This is a genomic window from Telluria sp. ZB4P37 (genome assembly GCF_059685855.1).
In genome coordinates, this window is record NZ_JCASID010000001.1 from 78670 (window position 1) to 98707 (window position 20038).

A 20038-nucleotide genomic window follows, 5' to 3' on the forward strand; every position below is an offset into this window, starting at 1 on the left:
GACGAGGACAATGAACGAGCATGCAGACCAGCCCGCGACCCCGGGCAACGACGCCGGACTCCCTGGACAGACCCTGCAGTCCCAGCGCGAAGCGATGGGCTGGAGCGTCGAGCAGGTGGCCGATCAGCTGAAACTGGCGCCGCGCCAGGTGGTGGCGCTGGAAGCCGGCGATTACGCATCGCTGCCGAGCCCGGCCGTGACGCGCGGCTTCGTGCGCGCCTATGCCAAGCTCCTGAAAATCGACGCGGCCCCACTGGTGGCCAAGATCGAAATGAACATGCCGCCGGAAGCGCAAGCCGGCGCCAGCGCCTCGATCCCGCGCCGCGAACAGCGCCCGGCCGCGTTCTCGCAGAGCCGCTTCCCTATCGGCGGCAAGCGCTCGCGCGTGCCGGTGGGCCTGATCGCCGGCGCCATCGCCGTGATCGCCGCCGGCGCCGCGCTCTGGCATTTCGGCCTGATCCCGGGCAGCCGCCAGGAAGCCAGCAGCGAGGCGGTGCTGGAGACCCCGGTCATCACCACGACCCCGGGCACGGCAGCGCCAGCCGGCCAGGATCCGTTGCTGAACCCGTCGGTGCCGCTGATCTCGGTGCCGGCGCCGGGTTCGGAAAACACCGTGCCTGCCACTGCACCCGCGACTGCGCCTGCGACCACGCCGGCGGCCACGACGCCTGCTACCGCCCCGGGCCCTGCGCCGGCTGCCACGCCGCCTGGTGCAGCGCCCGCGACCCCGGTCGCCGCAGCGCCTGCCGCGGCAACGCCTGCGGCAACCGCCGGCGCCGGCGCGCTGGTCTTCAACGTGCGCGAAGACGCCTGGATCGACGTGCGTCCGGCCCAGGGCGGCAAGCCGCTGATCTCGCGCCTGGTCAAGGCCGGCTCGACCGAAACCATCGACGTCGCCGAGCCGGTCAAGCTGGTGGTCGGCAATCCGTCGGCCGTCTCCGCCACCTGGCGCGGCGCCAGCGTCGAGCTGCCGCAGGTGCCGGGCAAGACCGTCTCCCGCGTCGCCCTGAAGTAAAGCCCGAGTATGGAACAGAACATGATGTTGAACGCGCCTTGCATGGGCGAGCCGATTCCTTCGGGCCCGCAAGCGCGCCGCCTGCGCCGCAAGGTAGCGGTCTCGCACGGCCAGCGCACCGTCTGGGTCGGCGGCGACGCGCCGGTGGTGGTGCAGTCGATGACCAATACCGACACCGCCGACGCGATCGGCACCGCGATCCAGGTGAAGGAGCTGGCGCGCGCCGGTTCCGAGATCGTGCGCATCACCGTGGACACCCCGGCAGCTGCGGCGGCAGTGCCGGCGATCCGCGAGCAGCTCGATCGCATGGAAATCGACACCCCGCTGGTGGGCGACTTCCACTACAACGGCCACCTGCTGCTGCGCGACTACCCGGAATGCGCGCAGGCGCTGTCGAAATACCGCATCAACCCGGGCAACGTGGGGCAGGGCGCCAAGCGCGACACCCAGTTCGCCCAGATGATCGAGATCGCCGCGAAATACGACAAGCCGGTACGCATCGGCGTGAACTGGGGCAGCCTCGACCAGTCGCTGCTGGCGCGCATCATGGACGAAAACGCCTCGCGCGCCACGCCGTGGACCGCGCAGGCCGTGATGTACGAAGCCTTGATCACCTCGGCCATCGAGAACGCCCTGCGCGCCGAAGAAGTGGGCCTGGCGCGCGACAAGATCATCCTGTCGTGCAAGGTCTCGGGCGTGCAGGACCTGATCGCCGTCTACCGCGAACTGGCGCGCCGCTGCGACTACCCGCTGCACCTGGGCCTGACCGAGGCCGGCATGGGCAGCAAGGGCATCGTCGCCTCGACCGCGGCCCTGGCGGTGCTGCTGCAGGAGGGCATTGGCGACACCGTCCGCATTTCGCTCACCCCGGAACCGGGTGGCGATCGCACCCGCGAAGTGGTGGTCGGGCAAGAGATTCTGCAGACCATGGGCCTGCGCAAGTTCACCCCGATGGTGATCGCCTGCCCCGGCTGCGGGCGCACCACCTCGACCGTGTTCCAGGAACTGGCCGACAACATCCAGACCTTCCTGCGTGATTCAATGCCGGAATGGAAAAAGCTGTACCCGGGCGTCGAAGCGATGAACGTGGCCGTGATGGGCTGCATCGTGAACGGCCCGGGCGAATCGAAGCACGCGAACATCGGCATCAGCCTGCCGGGCACGGGCGAATCGCCGGCTGCACCGGTGTTTGTCGACGGCCAGAAGTTCGCCACGCTGCGCGGCGAGCGGATCGTGGATGAGTTCAAGACCATCGTGCTGAATTACGTGCAGAAGAATTACGGCCGCGAGGCGGTCGCACAATAAAATAACGGGGGCGCGCGAACACCGGCCACGATTGATGCGGCCCGCACCTCAAATACGTCGTACCCGCGCAGGCGGCTACCCAATGTCGTTGAGCAGTCGGCACGCATGCAAAATTGGCGGGAACGACGGAGTTTACGAGCTAACACTTATATGTCCAAACCAGAAAAAATCCTCGCCGTCAAAGGCATGAACGACATCCTCCCGCAGGATGCCCCGATGTGGGAGCTGTTCGAGAACACCGCAGAGACGATCCTGAAAAGCTACGGCTACCAGAAGATCGTCACCCCGATCGTCGAGGACACGTCCTTGTTCGCGCGCGCCATCGGCGCCGTCACCGACATCGTCGAGAAGGAGATGTACTCCTTCACCGATTCGATGAATGGCGACCAGTTGACCCTGCGTCCGGAAGGCACGGCCAGCGTCGTGCGCGCGGTGCTCGAACATAACCTGGTCTACGACGGCCCGAAGCGCCTGTGGTACAAGGGCCCGATGTTCCGCCACGAGCGTCCGCAGCGCGGCCGCTACCGCCAGTTCTTCCAGTTCGGCGCTGAAGCCGTTGGTTTTTCCGGCCCGGACATCGATGCCGAGCTGATCATGCTGTGTCGCCGCCTGTGGGATGACCTGGGCCTGCAGAACGTGCGCCTGGAACTGAACTCGATCGGCAATGCCGACGAGCGCCAGCGCCACCGCGCCGACCTGATCGCCTATTTCGAAGCCAACGAACCGGTGCTGGATGCCGAGGCCAAGCGCCGCCTGCACAGCAACCCACTGCGCATCCTGGATACGAAAAACCCCGCCATGCAGGAGATGGTCAACGGCGCGCCGAAGCTGCTGGACTACCTGGGCGACGAATCCCTGGCCCACTTGAATGGCCTGAAGAAGATCCTGGACCGCAACGCGGTGCAGTACACCATCAACCCGCGCCTGGTGCGGGGCCTGGATTACTACAACCGCACCGTGTTCGAATGGGTCACCGACGAACTGGGCGCCCAGGGCACGATCTGCGCAGGCGGGCGCTACGACCCGCTGATCGAACAGTTCGGCGGCAAGGCCACTCCGGCGGTCGGCTTCGCGATGGGCATGGAGCGCATCATCGAACTGATGAAGGGCCTGGGCGAGACCCAGGCGCCGAGCCAGTGCGACGTCTACATGGTCCACCAGGGCGAGGAAGCGCAGGCGCAAGCCTTCATCCTGGCCGAGCGCCTCCGCGATGCCGGCCTGGATGTTGTGTTACATTGCGCGACACCGGCCGGTAGCGGCAGCTTCAAGAGCCAGATGAAGAAGGCCGACGGCAGCGGTGCTGCCTTTGCCGTGATCATCGGCGACGACGAGATGGCCGCCGAGAAGGCCGCCGTCAAGGCGATGCGTGGGGACGCGGGCGAGCAGCAGCAAGCTTCCGTGCCCTTCCTGGAAGTGGTCGACTACGTGGTCGACCAGATCGTGGGCGGCGGCGGCGACCACGACTGCGCCGACGAAGATTGCAACGAGCACGGGCATCACCACCGTCCGTAAGCGACGGCGCCGGGCAGCAGCGCCGATCAGGGCACCTTCAATAACAACCGAGTAACAACTAAGAGCTAGAGCAGACAATGGCATACGATCTCGAAGAACAGGAACAGATAGCGACCTTCAAGGCCTTTTGGTCGCGTTTCGGCAACCTCATCACCTGGGTGCTGATTGCCGCACTCGGTTCCTACGCCGCATATAACTTCTGGAATTCGCAAAAGCGCACCCAGGCCGTCGAAGCCTCGGCCCTGTACGACGAGCTGCAAACCGCAGTGAGCGCGAGCGACAACGCGAAAGCCCAGCGCATCGCCGCCGACATGCAGAAGAAATACGAAGGCACGGCCTATGCGCAGATGGCTGCCCTGGGCGCGGCCAAGACCGCCTTCGAAGCCAACGACCTGAAGGCTGCCCGCACCCAGCTGCAATGGGTGGCGGACCACGGCAACGACGAGTACAAGTCGATCGCCAGGCTGCGCCTGGCCGGCGTGCTGCTCGACGAAAAATCGTACGACGCCGCGCTCAAGCTGCTGAACGAATCCTTCCCGGCGCAGTTCACCGCGGCCGTCGCCGACCGCAAGGGCGACGTGCTGGTGGCGCAGAACAAGCTGGCTGAAGCCCGCCAGGCCTATGTCGCCGCGCTGGCCGCGATGCCGAAGGAAAACCCGGGCCGCCAGCTGGTGACGGTCAAGCTCGAAGCAATCGGCGGCACGGCGCCGGTCGATGCGAAAGACACGAAAGACGCGAAAGCAGCCGCGTAATTCACCCCAGATTCACAGGCCCGCGCTAGCCCGAAGGGATGCGCGGGCTTTGCGTCCTCTATAGTCCGAGAACAAGGTAAAAGAATATGCGTATCAGCAGCAAACTTGTTGGTGTTGGTGTACTGGCCCTGATGACCGGTTGCTCGAGCCTGCCGTCGCTCCCGTCGCTCAGCTCGCTCAATCCCTTCGCATCGAAGAGCAAGACCGACCAGCCGGCGCCGCTCGTCGAGCTCAAGGGCACGATGGCCGTGCGCACCGCATGGAAGCTCGACATCGGCAAGGCCGGCAGCTACCAGTTCTCGCCTGCACTGACCGGCAATACTGTGGTGGTGGCCGGCGGCAATGGAGACATCGCACGCGTGGAAGCGGCCACCGGCCGCCAGATCTGGCGCACCAAGGCCGGCACCGATCTGTCGGCCGGCGTGGGCACCGACGGCAACCTGATCGTGGTCGGCGGCACCAAGGGCGTGCTGCTGGCGTTCGACATGGACGGCAAGCCGCTGTGGAAGTCGCAGCTGTCGAGCGAGATCCTGTCGGCGCCGGTCGTGGGGCAGGGCGTGGTCGTCGCGCGCAGCCTGGACAACCGCGTGGTCGGCTTCGATGCCAAGACCGGCGAAAAGAAATGGACCGTGCAGCGCGTGTCGCCGCCGCTGACCCTGCGCAATGCGCCGGGCATGGTGGTGGCCGGCAACGACGTCATCATCGCCCAGCCGGGCGGTAAATTGTCTTCGTTCATCCTGGCCACCGGCGCGCCGCGCTGGGACGTCGAGGTGGGCGTGGCGCGCGGCACGACCGAACTCGAGCGCGTGACCGATATCGGCGGCGCCCCGGTGCTGTTCGAGAACGACGTCTGCGCCGTGTCCTACCAGGGCCGGGTAGGCTGCTTCGACCTGAGCACCGGTTCGGCGCGCTGGACCCGCGACCTGTCGTCGGAAGCCGGCGTGGCCGTCGACCAGCGCTTTGTTTTCGCACCTGATGACAAGGGCGCGCTGCTCGCCTTCAACCGCGATACCGGCGCCTCGGCCTGGAAGAACGACAAACTCGCCTTCCGCCGCCTGTCCACGCCGCTGAGCTATGGCCGCGCGGTCGCGGTCGGCGACTACCAGGGCATCGTGCATTTCCTGTCGCGCGAGGATGGCAGCTTCCTGGCACGCGCCGCAACAGACGGCAGCCCGATCAGCGCCACCCCCGTGGTGGCTGGATCGCACCTGATTTTTCAAACACAAAATGGAACTGTGACCGCTATCGCGGTCGAATAGAATATCTACATGAAGCCGGTAATCGCACTCGTAGGTCGCCCGAATGTCGGGAAGTCGACCCTGTTCAACCGCCTGACGCGTTCGCGGGACGCGCTGGTGGCCGATCTCCCCGGCCTGACCCGCGACCGCCACTATGGCGAAGGCCGGATCGGTGAACGTCCCTTCCTGGTCATCGACACCGGCGGTTTCGAACCGGTCGCAAAAGAAGGCATCATGTTCGAAATGGCGCTGCAGACGCGCCAGGCCGTGGCCGAAGCCGACGTCGTCGTCTTCATCGTCGACGGCCGCCAGGGCATGACCCCGCACGACAAGACCATCACGGATTACCTGCGCAAGACGGGCCGCAAGGTCATGCTCGTGGTGAATAAATCCGAGGGCATGAAGTACACCTCGGTCACCGCCGACTTCTACGAGCTCGGCATGGGCGACCCCTACGTCATTTCCGCCGCCCACGGCGACGGCGTGACCGACCTCGTCAACGAGGCGCTCGATTTCGCTTTCGCGAGCCGTCCCGATGCCGAGCAGATGGGCGAGCACGTCGACCATGGCGTCAAGATCGCCATCGTCGGCCGCCCGAACGTCGGCAAGTCGACCCTGATCAACACCCTGGTCGGTGAGCAGCGCGTGATCGCCTTCGACATGCCGGGCACGACCCGCGACTCGATCGAAGTGCCGTTCGAGCGCGAAGGCAAACAATACACCCTGATCGACACCGCCGGCATCCGCCGCCGCGGCAAGGTATTCGAAGCCATCGAGAAATTCTCGGTGGTCAAGACCATGCAGTCGATCTCGGACGCCAACGTGGTCGTGCTGCTGCTCGACGCCCAGCAAGACATTTCCGAGCAGGACGCGCACATTGCCGGCTTCATCCTGGAGTCGGGCAGGGCGCTGGTAGTGGCCGTCAACAAGTGGGACGGCCTGCAGTCGGACGACCGCGACGAAGTCAAGATCGACCTCGACCGCAAGCTCGACTTCCTCTCGTTCGCCAAGACCCATTTCATTTCGGCGCTCAAGGGCACCGGCATCTCGCAGCTGATGAAGTCGGTGGACGCCGCCTATGCCGCGGCGACCGCCAACCTGTCGACCCCGCGCCTGACCCGCGCGCTGCAGGAAGCGATCGAGAAGCAGGAGCCCAAGCGCAAGGGCAGCACCCGTCCGAAGATGCGCTACGCCCACCAGGGCGGCCAGAATCCGCCGATCATCGTCATCCACGGTAACGCCCTCGAGGCCGTCAGCGAGCCTTACAAGCGCTACCTGGAACGCCATTTCCGTGACACGTTCAACCTGGTCGGCACCCCGGTGCGCATCGAGCTCAAGAGCGGCAAGAACCCATTCGCGCGGGAACAGAAATAGCCGTAGCAGTACGACAAAAAGTGGCAAAACAGGTTACAGTAAGCCTAGGGCCGTCATTCGCGAGAGCAGAATGGGGCCCAAGCACTTGAAAACCGGCAAATCGCCTCAAACTTTTAACTACAACAACATCACGGAGCTGTTATGAGCAACAAAGGGCAACTGTTACAAGACCCATTCCTGAACGCATTGCGTAAGGAGCATGTCCCCGTCTCCATCTACCTGGTCAACGGCATCAAACTGCAAGGCCATATCGAATCCTTCGACCAGTACGTCGTCCTGCTTCGTAACACCGTGACCCAGATGGTCTACAAGCACGCCATTTCCACCGTCGTCCCGGCCCGCGCCGTCAATCTCAACCTCGACCCAGAAGCCGAGTAAGGCCGATGGCTGACGCCCCCGGCATTCCCAGCATGCGCGCAGCGCTGGTCGGCATCGATTTCGGTGCCGGCGACTTCAACGCCAGCCTCGAAGAGCTGTCGCTTCTTGCGCGTTCCGCCGGCGCCGACCCGATCACCACGATTACGGCCAAGCGCAGCAGCCCCGATGCGGCCTTTTTCGTCGGCAGCGGCAAGGCCGACGAAATCAAGATGGCCTGCAAGGTCGACGGCATCGAGCTGGTCATCTTCAACCACGCATTGTCTCCCGCACAGCAGCGTAACCTCGAGCGCCGTCTCGAAGTCGGCGTGGTCGACCGCACCAGCCTGATCCTCGACATCTTCGCCCAGCGCGCCAAGAGCCACGAGGGCAAGCTGCAGGTCGAACTGGCCCAGCTGCAGCACCTTGCCACCCGCCTGATCCGCGGCTGGACCCACCTGGAACGTCAAAAGGGCGGTATCGGCCTGCGCGGCCCGGGTGAAACCCAGCTCGAGACCGACCGCCGCCTGATCGGCGAGCGGGTCAAGCAACTGCGCACCCGCCTGACCAAGCTGCGCAAGCAGCACGAAACCCAGCGCCGCGCGCGCGGACGCAACCAGACCTTCTCGGTGTCGCTGGTCGGCTATACCAATGCCGGCAAGTCGACCCTGTTCAACACGCTGACCAAGGCCGGCGTGTATGTTGCGAACCAGTTGTTCGCCACCCTGGACACCACCAGCCGCCGCCTGTACCTGGGCGAGGAAGCCGGCAGCGTCGTTATTTCCGATACCGTCGGCTTCGTGCGCGAGTTGCCGCACCAGCTGGTCGCCGCATTCCGTGCCACGCTGGAGGAAACCATCCACGCCGACCTGCTGTTGCACGTGGTCGACGGCAATTCGCCGGCGCGCATGGAACAGATCGAGCAGGTCAACGAGGTATTACGCGAGATCGGCGCCGATCACATTCCACAGATCCTGGTATGGAACAAGATCGATGCTGCCGGGCTGGAGCCTGGGGTGGAACGTGATGAGTATGATAAGATCAGCCGCGTTTTCATCAGCGCCCACAGCGGCGCCGGCCTGGACCTGCTGCGCGACGCGATCGTCGAGTCGGCCAAGGCGGCGCCCGGCCTGAAGCATGCAAAAGAAGCGCACGACACCAACGACGAAGCGCACGACGGCTTCGACGACGAGGAGCCCCCGGTGGACGGCTCCCCTGACGGTCCTGCCGATAATATGACAACCACCACCCATGTCGGGCCACACTAGCCTATGCTCGTTTCTTTACTCAAGCGTTGCGGCATCAAATTGTCGCTGAACGATCCACGTTGGGGCCACAAGCCCGGCGGTGACCACAAGGCCCAGGAGGGCCGCCGGCCGGGTGAAGGCCCGCCGGACCTCGATCAACTCTGGCGCGACTTCAATGCGCGCCTGAACCGCCTGTTCGGTTCGCGCGGCAATGGCAACGGCAGCGGCGATGGCGGCGGTGGCCCAGGCGGCCGCGGCGACATGCGCGGCGCCAGCGTCACCGCCGGCGTGGTGGCGGTTATCGTCGGCCTGATCTGGCTGGCCAGCGGCGCCTTCATCGTGCAAGAGGGCCAGACCGGCGTGGTCACCACCTTCGGCAAGCTCAGCCACTCCACCGGCGCCGGTTTCAACTGGCGCTGGCCGTACCCGATCCAGGCCCACGAGACCGTCAACGTCTCGCAGATCCGCACCGCCGAGATAGGCTACCGCGCCAACGTCCGCAACAAGCAGCCGCAGGAAGCCCTGATGCTGACGGACGACGAGAACATCATCGACATCCAGTTCGCCGTCCAGTACACGCTCAAGGACCCGGTCCAGTGGCTGTACAACAACCGCGACCAGGATGACACCGTGCGCCAGGTCGCCGAGACCGCGATCCGCGAAGTGGTCGGCAAGAACAAGATGGACTTCGTGCTGTACGAGGGCCGCGAGAAGGTCGCGGTCGACGTGCACCAGATGATGCAGACCATGGTCGACCGTTACAAGCTGGGCGCCTTGATCACCAACGTGACCATGCAGGCGGTGCAGCCGCCGGAGCAGGTACAAAGCGCCTTCGACGATGCCGTCAAGGCCGGCCAGGATCGCGCCCGCGCCAAGAACGAAGGCGAGGCCTATGCCAACCAGGTGATCCCGCAGGCCCGTGGCCAGGCCTTCCGCCTGATGCAGGACGCCGAAGCCTACCGCTCGATGGTGGTGGAGAACGCGACCGGTAACGCCTCGCGCTTCGACCAGGTGGTGGCAGCCTACGGCAAGGCCCCGGCCGTAACGCGCGACCGCATGTACATCGACACCATGCAGCAGATCTTCTCCAACACCAGCAAGGTGATGGTCGATTCGCGCGCGGGCAACCCGATGATCTACCTGCCGCTCGATAAACTGATTGGGCAGCACGCCGGCAGCGAGGGCGTCGGCAGCAAGTCCGGACCGGTGCAGGTGCCGCAGTCCGCGCCGCCGTCCGACGTCATGCAAGCCATGGACTCGGTGCGTCACCGCGACGACCGCGCCCGCGATTCCTCACGTGACCGGGAGAGCCGTTAATGAACCGCCTCGTAACTTTATTTGTGGCGGGCTTCATTGCCCTGATGCTGCTATCGTCCACCATCTTCGTGGTCGACCAGCGCCGCTTCGCCATCGTCTTCGCCCTGGGCCAGGTGCGCAGCGTGATCACCGAGCCGGGCCTGCATTTCAAACTGCCGCCGCCTTTCCAGAACGTGATCTACCTGGACAAGCGCATCCTCACGCTCGACACGCCTGACGCCGACCGCTTCATCACGGCCGAGAAGAAGAACATCCTGGTCGATGCCTTCATGAAATGGCGCATCACCGATCCGCGCCTGTATTTCGTCAGCTTCGGCGGGGACGAAAGCCGTGCCCGCGACCGCCTGTCGCAGATCATCAAGGCTGCCCTGAACGACGAGATCACCAAGCGCACCGTGCGCGAAGTGATTTCCGGCGAGCGTGGCCGCGTGATGGAAGCGGTCAAAGTGAAGGTCGTGGCCGAAGCGAAAGAGATCGGCGTCGGCGTGGTGGACGTGCGCCTCAAGCGCGTGGACTACATCGAGCAGATCAACAACTCGGTCTACGAGCGCATGAAGGCCGAGCGCACCCGCGTGGCCAACGAACTGCGCTCGACCGGCGCCGCCGAATCCGAGCAGATCCGCGCCGACGCCGACCGCCAGCGCACCGTGATCATCGCCGAAGCCTTCCGCGAGGCCGAGAAGATCAAGGGCGAGGGCGATGCCAAGGCATCGGTGATCTATGCCGATTCGTTCGGCAAGAATCCGGAGTTCGCGAAGTTCTACCGTTCCCTGGAAGCTTACCGCGCCACGTTCAAGAGCCGCAGCGACGTGATGGTGGTGGATCCGAATTCGGAGTTCTTCAAGTATTTCAAGGCGCCGAGCAGCAAGTAATTCTTCACGCGCTAACGCAACGCCACCAAATTGGATCCCGGCCTTCGCCGGGATGACATTGGTGGCGTTTGTTTTTTTGTGGAGGCAGCGACTCCGTTCGATGAATCCACCATCCTTAAAACCGTCGTTCCGGCAAAGGCCGGAACCCAATTTCGCTTGAAAACCCTTTAGCTCAACGGTATAGACAACCGTTGCTCATGACGCACTGACAAGCTCTCATCAGCTGTCAAACCAACATCCCCCGCCTACACCTCCCCATTTTCGGGTAAAATTGCCGATTCGGCGCTCGCACCGTGCGTCAGCACGCCTGCGTGCTCGTCCTTGCTCTTAAAACACAACCCGTTAGCTGTCGCCCATGCCGAACTGGCTTTTGCCCGAGAATATCGCTGATGTCTTGCCGTCCGAAGCGCGCAAGATCGAGGATCTGCGCCGCAAGATGCTCGATACCTTTCGCCTGTACGGCTACGAACTGGTGATGCCGCCGCTGCTCGAGTACGTCGAGTCGCTGCTGGCCGGGGCAGGGCAGGACACCGAACTGCGCACCTTCAAGGTGGTCGACCAGATTTCCGGCCGCCTGCTCGGCCTGCGCGCCGACATGACCACCCAGGTCGCCCGCATCGACGCCCACCTGCTCAACCGCGATTCCGTCACCCGCCTGTGCTATGCCGGCAGCGTGCTGCATACCCGTCCGTCGGGTCTGCACGCCACCCGCGAGCCGATCCAGATCGGCGCCGAAATCTACGGTCACGCCGGCCTGGAAGCCGATGCCGAGATCCAGGAACTCGCATTGGGCTCGCTGGCGCTGGCCGGCTTTAACGACGTGCGCCTGGACCTGTGCCACGTCGGCATCCTGCGCGCCATCCTTGGCGACGATCCGCAGGCGCGCCGCGACGAAGCCCAGCTCACCTGCCTGCTGCGCGCCAAGGATGCGCCGGGCCTGGATGAGTTGACGCAACATTACCTGCCCGGCACCCGCCAGGCGCTGCTGGCGCTGCCGCACCTGTACGGCGACGTCGAGGTGCTGGCGCGCGCGAAAGAAGCGCTGCCGCCGCTGCCGGGCATCACCCGCGCGCTCGGCGAACTCGCCGCCCTCGCGGCCTGCGCGATCGGCCGTGCCGAGGTCGCGATCGACCTGGCCGACCTGCGCGGCTACCAGTACGAAAGCGGCGCCATGTTCGCGCTGTACGTGCCGGGCCTGCCCAATGCGGTCGCGCGCGGCGGACGCTATGACCACGTCGGCGAAGCATTCGGCCGGGCGCGTCCCGCTACCGGCTTCTCGCTCGACCTGCGCGAACTGGCGCGGCTGCTGCCGACGGCCGAGCGCAAGCATTCGATCCGCGCGCCCTGGGGCAATGCCCCGGAGCTGCGCGAAAAAATCGCTGACCTGCGCAAGGCAGGCGAAGTCGTGATCCAGAGCATGCCGGGTCACGATAATGTTCAGGACGAGTTCGAGTGCGACCGCGTGCTCGTCCTCGAAAACGGAAATTGGATTCTCAAAAACTTAGGTTAAGTGATGTCAAATACTAACGTGGCAAAGAACGTCGTTGTGATCGGCACCCAGTGGGGCGATGAGGGCAAGGGTAAGATCGTCGATTGGCTGACCGACCATGCGGCCGGCGTCGTCCGTTTCCAGGGCGGCCATAACGCGGGCCACACGCTCGTGATCAAGGGCCAGAAAACCGCGCTGCAGCTGATCCCGTCGGGCATCATGCGCGAAGGCGTGGCCTGCTACATCGGCAACGGCGTGGTGGTCTCGGTGCCGGACGTGCTGCGCGAAATCGACAAGCTGGCCGCGGCCGGCGTCGAAGTCGTGTCGCGCCTGATGATCTCGGAAGCCTGCCCGGTCATCCTGCCTTACCACGTCGCCATCGACAAGGCACGCGAAGCCAAGCGCGGCGAGAACAAGATCGGCACCACCGGCAAGGGCATCGGCCCTGCGTATGAGGACAAGGTCGCGCGCCGTGCCATCCGCATCGCCGACATGCTCAACGAAGAGCGTTTCGCCGAGAAGCTGAAAGAGAACCTCGATTACCACAACTTCGTGCTGACCAATTACCTGGGCGCCGAAGCGGTCGACTTCCAGCAAACCTTTGATGACGCGATGGCCCTGGTGCCGCGCCTGCGCCCGATGGTCGGCGACGTCTCGTCGGCGCTGTACGCCGCGCACAAGGCCGGCGGCAGCCTGCTGTTCGAAGGCGCCCAGGGTTCGCTGCTCGACGTCGACCACGGCACCTATCCGTTCGTGACCTCGTCGAATTGCGTGGCCGGCAATGCCGCCGCCGGCGCCGGTGTCGGTCCGGGCATGCTGCACTACATCATGGGCATCACCAAGGCCTACACCACGCGCGTCGGTTCGGGCCCGTTCCCGGCCGAACTGCCGACCGATGCAGGCGTCGGCGAGCACCTGTCGCGCGTCGGCCATGAATTCGGCACCGTGACCGGCCGCGCCCGCCGCTGCGGCTGGTTCGACGCCGCGCTGCTGCGCCGCTCTGTCCAGATCAATGGCGTGTCGGGCATGTGCCTGACCAAGCTCGACGTGCTGGACGGTATCGAATCGCTCAAGCTCTGCACCGGCTACAAGATCGATGGCCGCCAGGTCGACATCTTCCCGGTCGGCGCCGAAGAAGCCGCCCTGTGCGAGCCGGTCTACGAAGAGATGCCGGGCTGGACCGAATCCACCGTCGGCGCCAAGTCGATGGAAGAGCTGCCGGCCAACGCCCGTGCCTACATCAAGCGCATCGAAGAGCTGGTGGGCGTGCCGATCGACATGGTGTCGACCGGTCCGGACCGCGAAGAGACCATCGTGCTGCGCCATCCGTTCGCAGCCTGATACAACCATAAGAGCATAGGAATAGCCTGAAATGAATACCCCTGCATCGACCGACAAGGACCTCTGGGTTTCGTGGGACGAATACAACCGCATGGTCGAGCGCCTTGCGCTGCAAGTCTATGATTCGAACTGGAAGTTCGACATGGTGCTGTGCCTGGCGCGCGGCGGCGTGCGTCCCGGCGACGTCATCTCGCGCATCTTCGACGTGCCGCTGGCGATCCTGTCGACCAGCTCCTACCGCGAAGAGTCGGGCACCAAGCAGGGCAACCTGGACATCGCCAAGTACATGACGATGACCAAGGGGCCGCTGGCCGGCCGGATCCTGCTGGTCGATGACCTGGCCGACTCCGGCGTGACCCTGCAGAAGGTGCGCGAGCACCTGCAGTCGAACTACCCGGAGGTGTCCGAAGTGCGTTCGGCCGTGCTGTGGGTCAAGGGCACCTCGAGCTTCAAACCGGACTACCACCTGGAAGACCTGCCGCACAACCCGTGGATCCACCAGCCGTTCGAAGACTACGACGGCCTGCGTCCGCACCAGCTGTCGGCGTGGATGAAGAAGTTCGAGAAGTAATTCACGGCTTCGGTTTTGGTGCACATGGCGGGGAAGGGTGAGAGCTCTTTCCCGCTTTTTATTGGGTCGGTTGCCTTGTGCGGTAGACGCTTGAGCAGGTGGCTACTCATCGGAATTGGCCGGACCAATGCCGGTGGCATTGTTCCGGCCTTCGCCGGGAGTCGCAGGCGCCAGTGGCGCGTACGACGGCTCTCAGGTAATCAGCACAAATTTTTCCTTTGGCCCGCCCCTATGTACGGCGTTCCGGCGAAGGCCGGCACCTGATTTTTTTCGCATACCACCACAATTATTTTGTATCTCTAGTTGTGCATGTGGCGCTTCCACGGAGTAAAACTCATTTCCGCACAGCCAGCATCCCGGCAATGTATATCTGTTAAGATCGCAAGATCCGCACGCCGGGCATCCCAACAATAACAGTGCCATGACCCAAAGCTTTTTTCAGACCTTCATCCTGCTGATCCTCGTCACCGACCCGTTCGGCAACGTTCCCCTGTTCGCCGCCGCCCTGAAGGACACGCCCGTCCAGCGCCGCCCACGCATCGTCGTGCGCGAGTGCGCCATTGCCTTCCTGTTGCTGCTGGTCTTCATGTTCTTCGGCCAGCACTTCCTGGCCGCGCTGCACTTGAGCCCGGTTGCGCTGCGTATCGGCGGCGCGGTGATCCTCCTGATCATTGCGATTCGCATGATCTTCCCGCACCCGGACGGCGTGCTGGGACGCAGCGAGCACGGGGGCGAGCCCTTCATCGTGCCGCTTGCCATTCCTGCGCTGGCCGGACCCTCGGCGCTGGCGACCGTGCTGCTGTTCAGTTCCGGTTCCCTGTCCGAGACCATGGTGCATGTCGCCGCGCTGGCCGCCGTGGCGGTCGTCTGGCTGGCGGTCTTTCTGAGCGCCGAGCGCCTGCAGCAAAAGCTCGGCCCGCAAGTCATGACGGCCTTCGAGCGCCTGATGGGCCTGATCCTGACCGCGATGTCGGTCGAGATGCTGCTCGGCGGTATACGCGAATTCGTCAAGACGCTGTGAGGCTCTGCGGTGTGGTGTAAAACGGGGTAACTCTGGCAAACTTCTGCCACGCACATTGCAGCATTCACCAAGACCAGACATCGCATGAAACAGGAACACGCAACACCCTCCGAATGGCTGCCCTTCCTGAGCGGGGGCGGTCACATGGGGGCCATGATGCGGGCGCATGACTGGTCGACTTCGCCGCTGGGCCATCCGCGCGACTGGCCACAGGCGCTGCGCACGACCGTCGGCCTGATGCTCAGCTCCAAGTTCCCCATGTTCGTCGCCTGGGGGCCGGAGCTCGGTTTCCTGTACAACGATTCCTATGCGGCCATCCTTGGCGAGAAGCACCCGGCTGCGCTGGGCGCTACCTTTCATGCGGTCTGGCGCGAGATCTGGGACGACATCCATCCGCTGATCGTACGTGCCCTCAAGGGCGAGGCGACCTATGTCGACCGGCTCCCCCTGCGCATGAACCGCCATGGCTACGACGAAGACACCTGGTTCCGCTTCTCGTATTCGCCGGTGCGCGACGAGGACGGCACCGTGGCCGGCATGTTCTGCGCCTGCGTGGAGACGACCGCCGAGGTGCTGGCGGAACGCTACCGGGAGGAAGAGAACCAGCGCCTGATGACGCTGTTCGAGCAGGCGCCGGGCATCATCGCCGTGCTGCGCGGCCCGGAGCACGTGTTTGAGATCGCGAACGAATCCTATACCCAGCTGATCGGCCGCCGCGAGCTGGTCGGAAAGTCGGCGCGCGAGGTCCTTCCCGAGGTCGCCGGCCAGGGCTTCTTCGAACTTCTCGACCAGGTCTACGCCACAGGCGAAGCCTTTGTCGGCCATGCGGTGCCGCTGCGGATCCAGCGCGATGCCACCGGTCCGCTGGAAGAGCGCTACATCGACTTCGTCTACCAGCCGATCCGCGACGCCGCCGGGGAGGTATCCGGCATCTTCGTCGAAGGCAGCGACGTCACTGCGCGCAAGCGCGTCGAAGACGAGCTGCGCGCGGCCAACCGCCAGAAGGACCAGTTCCTGGCGATGCTGGCGCACGAGCTGCGCAACCCGCTCGCACCGATCACCACCGCGGCCCAGCTCCTGCAGCGCGGCCAGCTCGACCCGGAGCGCGCGCACCACGCCAGCGCCATCATCACGCGCCAGGCCGAGCACATGACCGACCTGGTCAACGATCTGCTGGACGTCTCGCGCGTCACGCGCGGGCTGGTAACCATCGAGAAGGAAGAACTGGATGTGACCGGGGTCGTGCAGGGCGCGATCGAGCAGGTACGCCCGCTGTTGGACGCCAAGCGCCAGGAGCTGAAGGTCGAGCTGTGGGAGCAGCCGCTGTACGTGGCGGGCGACCGCACGCGCCTGGTGCAGGTGGTGTCGAACATCCTGAACAACGCCGCCAAGTACACGCCGCTTGCCGGCAAGCTGATCCTGCGCGTGACGGCCGAGGAAGAAGAGGCCGTCATCGCCGTGCGCGACAGCGGGCAGGGCATCGATCCGCAAATGCTGCCGTATATCTTCGACCTGTTTACGCAGGCCGAGCGCACGCCGGACCGCTCGCAGGGCGGGCTCGGGATCGGCCTGGCCCTCGTCAAGAGCCTGGTCTCGCTGCACGGCGGGCGCGTCTCGGTCCACAGCGAGGGCCTGGGCCAGGGCAGCGAATTCGTGGTGCGCCTGCCGCTGCTGCAGGCGCTTCCCGCCACCGCTCCCCTGCCGGAGGCGCCGCTGGAAGCCGCGGCGGGTCCGGTGCGGGTGCTGGTGGTCGACGACAATATCGATGCGGCGCAGATGCTCGCCATGCTGCTGGAAGCCCACGGCCACGCGGTCAGCGTGGAATACGACGGCAGTGGCGGCTTCGCGCGCGCCCAGCGCGAGCGCCCCGAGGTCATGCTGCTCGATATCGGCCTGCCCGACATGGACGGCCACGAACTTGCGCGCCGCCTGCGCGCCTCGACCGACACGGCCAATGCCGTCCTGATCGCGTTGACTGGCTACGGCCAGGGCGAAGACCGCGAACGCGCGCGCCAGGCCGGCTTCGACCGCCACCTGGTCAAGCCGGCCGACCTGTCGGAGCTGCTGCGCATCCTGGCGCAAGTGCGCGACCAGCCGGCCTGACTCCTGGCTTCCGTGCGCAGGCCCGGTTCGGGCATGGGTAAACCGGACCCGTCACATTGCAGGGGACCAGCGACATGAGAACCTGGAGAATTGCACAAGAAGATGTGGCGCTCGATCGCAGCTGCGAGGGCGCGCTGTATGCGGCGATGACGGTCGAATTGGCGGTGCTGGAAACCTTCGTGCATACGGAGGGCGACGATCCTTCCCTGGTGCCGGTCGCGGTGGACCTGCCGGACGATCCCGGCCTGGGCATGAAGGTGTCGCGCGAAGAGCTGCCGGATGGGTGGGACGACCTGGAAGACAGCGGCAGCGCGACCGGTACTAAATGTGATCGTGAATTGCGACTGCCGTCACAGCCTTACTTCCCCAGCATCGACACCACATTGTCCGCCCCCGGCGCCCCAAACGCCTGCTGCTTGAGCACATGCAGCTGGTCGCGCACCTGGGCCGCCTTCTCGAACTCGAGGTTCTTGGCGTGGTCCACCATGAGTTTTTCGAGGCGCTTGATCTCCTTGCTGATCTGCTTCTCGCTCATGGACTCGACCTTCGCCGTTTCCGCCGCTTCCTGCGCCCCCTCCAGCCTGCTGCGCTGGGCGGCATTGCTGTAGACGCCGTCGATCATCTCCTTGATCTTCTTCTTCACGCCCACCGGCGTGATGCCGTTCTCAAGGTTGAAGGCGATCTGCTTGGCGCGGCGGCGCTCGGTTTCGTCGATGGCGCGGCGCATCGAGTCGGTGACCTGGTCGCCATACAAGATCGCGACGCCGTTCAGGTTACGCGCGGCGCGCCCGATGGTCTGAATCAAGCTGCGCTCCGAGCGCAGGAAGCCTTCCTTGTCGGCGTCCAGCACGGCCACCAGCGACACTTCGGGCAAGTCCAGGCCCTCGCGCAGCAGGTTGATCCCGACCAGCACGTCGAAGGTGCCCAGGCGCAGGTCGCGCAGGATTTCCACGCGCTCGACGGTTTCGATGTCGCTGTGCAGGTAGCGCACCTTGATGCCGTGGTCGCCCAGGTATTCGGTGAGCTGCTCGGCCATGCGCTTGGTCAGCGTCGTCACCAGCACGCGCTCGTCCTTGGCAATGCGGTCGTTGATCTCGCCCATCAGGTCGTCGACCTGCGAGCGGGCAGGGCGCACGATGATTTGCGGGTCGACCAGGCCGGTCGGGCGCACCACCTGCTCGACCACGTTGTCGGCCTTGCCCTTTTCGTAATCCGCAGGCGTGGCCGAGACGAACACGGTCTGGCGCATCTTCTTTTCGAATTCTTCGAATTTCAATGGCCGGTTGTCCAGCGCCGACGGCAGGCGGAAGCCGAAGTCGACCAGGTTGACCTTGCGCGAACGGTCGCCGTTGTACATGGCGTTGAGCTGGCCGATCATCACGTGCGACTCGTCCATGAACATCAGGGCGTCTTTCGGCAGGTAGTCGATCAGGGTCGGCGGCGGTTCGCCCGGCATCGAGCCGGACAGGTGGCGCGAGTAGTTCTCGATGCCCTTGGTGAAGCCGATTTCGGCCAGCATCTCGAGGTCGAAGCGGGTGCGCTGCTCGAGGCGCTGCTCTTCGATCAGCTTGTTCTGCTGGCGGAATTCTTCCAGGCGGTCGCGCAGCTCGGCCTTGATCGATTCCACTGCTTTCAGCACCGTGCCGCGCGCCGTCACGTAGTGCGAGCCCGGGTAGACGGTGAAGCGCGGGATCTTCTGGCGCACGCGGCCCGTCAGCGGGTCGAACAACTGCAAGGATTCGATCTCGTCGTCGAACATCTCGACGCGGATCGCGAGTTCGGCGTGCTCCGCCGGGAAGATGTCGATGGTGTCGCCGCGCACGCGGAAGGAGCCGCGCGAGAAGTCCATCTCGTTGCGGGTGTACTGCATCTGGATCAGACGCGCGATGATGTCGCGCTGGGCCACTTTATCCTTATGGCGCAGCGTCAGGATCATCTTGTGGTATTCGTTCGGGTTACCGATACCGTAGATGGCCGAGACGGTAGCCACGATGACGACGTCGCGCCGTTCCATCAGCGACTTGGTGCAGGACAGGCGCATCTGCTCGATGTGCTCGTTGATCGACGAGTCCTTTTCGATGAACAGGTCGCGCTGCGGCACATAGGCTTCCGGCTGGTAGTAATCGTAGTAGGACACGAAATATTCCACCGCGTTTTGCGGGAAGAATTCGCGGAACTCCGAATACAGCTGGGCAGCCAGGGTTTTATTTGGCGCGAACACGATCGCCGGACGGCCCGCCTGGGCGATCACGTTGGCCATCGTGTAGGTTTTACCGGAACCCGTCACGCCCAGCAGCGTCTGGTACATCAGGCCGTCGTTGATGCCTTCGATCAGGCCGGCAATCGCGGTCGGCTGGTCGCCGGCCGGCTCAAAAGGCTGGTGCAGCTTGAACGGCGACCCGGGATAAGTGATGACCGTCGGTTCCGGGGCATTTGCGATGGATAAATCAGCCATACTTTCAGACCTTTGCTAGAATGGGAGTTCGCTTGCGGCACTGCAGCACAGTTATTGCAGTAGCGTCGCTGT

General features: G+C 64.5%; 16 protein-coding genes and 1 pseudogene. 16 read left to right on the forward strand and 1 reads right to left on the reverse strand.

The window, feature by feature from the left end; genetic code table 11:
• Nucleotides 1-10: 10 nt before the first annotated feature.
• The 16 genes and pseudogenes from AC56K1_RS00410 to AC56K1_RS00485 all read left to right on the forward strand — a co-directional run.
• Nucleotides 11-1015 carry a RodZ domain-containing protein gene (locus tag AC56K1_RS00410; RefSeq protein ID WP_497155893.1) on the forward strand — a complete coding sequence of 335 codons (1005 nt, stop codon included), beginning with the start codon at nt 11-13 and terminating at the stop codon, nt 1013-1015.
• Between the two features lie 21 nt (nt 1016-1036).
• Complete coding sequence (gene ispG, locus AC56K1_RS00415; protein ID WP_497155894.1) at nt 1037-2320, forward strand: flavodoxin-dependent (E)-4-hydroxy-3-methylbut-2-enyl-diphosphate synthase; 1284 nt, start codon at nt 1037-1039, stop codon at nt 2318-2320.
• 150 nt (nt 2321-2470) lie between these two features.
• Entirely contained in the window at nt 2471-3832 is a 1362-nt protein-coding gene (gene hisS, locus AC56K1_RS00420; protein WP_497155895.1) for a histidine--tRNA ligase, read from the forward strand.
• Between the two features lie 77 nt (nt 3833-3909).
• A complete protein-coding gene (locus tag AC56K1_RS00425; protein WP_497155896.1) occupies nt 3910-4584 on the forward strand; it encodes a YfgM family protein in 675 nt (224 codons plus the stop codon).
• Nucleotides 4585-4670: 86 nt separating this feature from the next.
• Nucleotides 4671-5843: an outer membrane protein assembly factor BamB gene (bamB, locus tag AC56K1_RS00430; RefSeq protein WP_497155897.1), complete on the forward strand. Its 1173-nt coding sequence runs from the start codon at nt 4671-4673 to the stop codon at nt 5841-5843.
• A 9-nt stretch (nt 5844-5852) separates the two neighbouring features.
• Entirely contained in the window at nt 5853-7196 is a 1344-nt protein-coding gene (gene der / locus AC56K1_RS00435; RefSeq protein ID WP_497155898.1) for a ribosome biogenesis GTPase Der, read from the forward strand.
• A gap of 141 nt (nt 7197-7337) precedes the next feature.
• Nucleotides 7338-7574, forward strand: coding sequence for an RNA chaperone Hfq (gene hfq, locus AC56K1_RS00440; RefSeq protein ID WP_106756584.1), 237 nt, complete (start codon nt 7338-7340; stop codon nt 7572-7574).
• A gap of 32 nt (nt 7575-7606) precedes the next feature.
• Nucleotides 7607-8818 carry a GTPase HflX gene (gene hflX / locus AC56K1_RS00445; RefSeq protein WP_497156619.1) on the forward strand — a complete coding sequence of 404 codons (1212 nt, stop codon included), beginning with the start codon at nt 7607-7609 and terminating at the stop codon, nt 8816-8818.
• Nucleotides 8819-8821: 3 nt separating this feature from the next.
• Entirely contained in the window at nt 8822-10114 is a 1293-nt protein-coding gene (hflK, locus tag AC56K1_RS00450; RefSeq protein ID WP_497155899.1) for an FtsH protease activity modulator HflK, read from the forward strand.
• Complete coding sequence (gene hflC / locus AC56K1_RS00455) at nt 10114-10986, forward strand: protease modulator HflC (protein WP_497155900.1); 873 nt, start codon at nt 10114-10116, stop codon at nt 10984-10986. The genes hflK and hflC overlap by 1 nt, the downstream gene beginning before the upstream one ends.
• A gap of 355 nt (nt 10987-11341) precedes the next feature.
• Nucleotides 11342-12496, forward strand: a complete 1155-nt coding sequence (locus AC56K1_RS00460) for an ATP phosphoribosyltransferase regulatory subunit (RefSeq protein ID WP_497155901.1) — start codon at nt 11342-11344, stop codon at nt 12494-12496.
• Nucleotides 12497-12499: 3 nt separating this feature from the next.
• Nucleotides 12500-13816 carry an adenylosuccinate synthase gene (locus AC56K1_RS00465; RefSeq protein WP_497155902.1) on the forward strand — a complete coding sequence of 439 codons (1317 nt, stop codon included), beginning with the start codon at nt 12500-12502 and terminating at the stop codon, nt 13814-13816.
• A 31-nt stretch (nt 13817-13847) separates the two neighbouring features.
• Nucleotides 13848-14387 (forward strand): phosphoribosyltransferase, encoded by a 540-nt coding sequence (locus AC56K1_RS00470; protein WP_497155903.1) that lies wholly within the window; start codon nt 13848-13850, stop codon nt 14385-14387.
• Nucleotides 14388-14808: 421 nt separating this feature from the next.
• Nucleotides 14809-15408 (forward strand): MarC family protein, encoded by a 600-nt coding sequence (locus AC56K1_RS00475; RefSeq protein ID WP_171081459.1) that lies wholly within the window; start codon nt 14809-14811, stop codon nt 15406-15408.
• An 84-nt stretch (nt 15409-15492) separates the two neighbouring features.
• Nucleotides 15493-17511: a hybrid sensor histidine kinase/response regulator gene (locus AC56K1_RS00480; protein WP_497155904.1), complete on the forward strand. Its 2019-nt coding sequence runs from the start codon at nt 15493-15495 to the stop codon at nt 17509-17511.
• A 74-nt stretch (nt 17512-17585) separates the two neighbouring features.
• Nucleotides 17586-17816, forward strand: a pseudogene (locus AC56K1_RS00485) (RES domain-containing protein); the annotation flags it as partial.
• A gap of 53 nt (nt 17817-17869) precedes the next feature.
• Here AC56K1_RS00485 and uvrB read toward each other — a convergent pair.
• The gene (uvrB, locus tag AC56K1_RS00490) at nt 17870-19966 is read right to left on the reverse strand and encodes an excinuclease ABC subunit UvrB (protein WP_497155905.1); all 2097 of its coding nucleotides are present in this window, start codon (nt 19964-19966) and stop codon (nt 17870-17872) included.
• Nucleotides 19967-20038 lie beyond the last annotated feature (72 nt).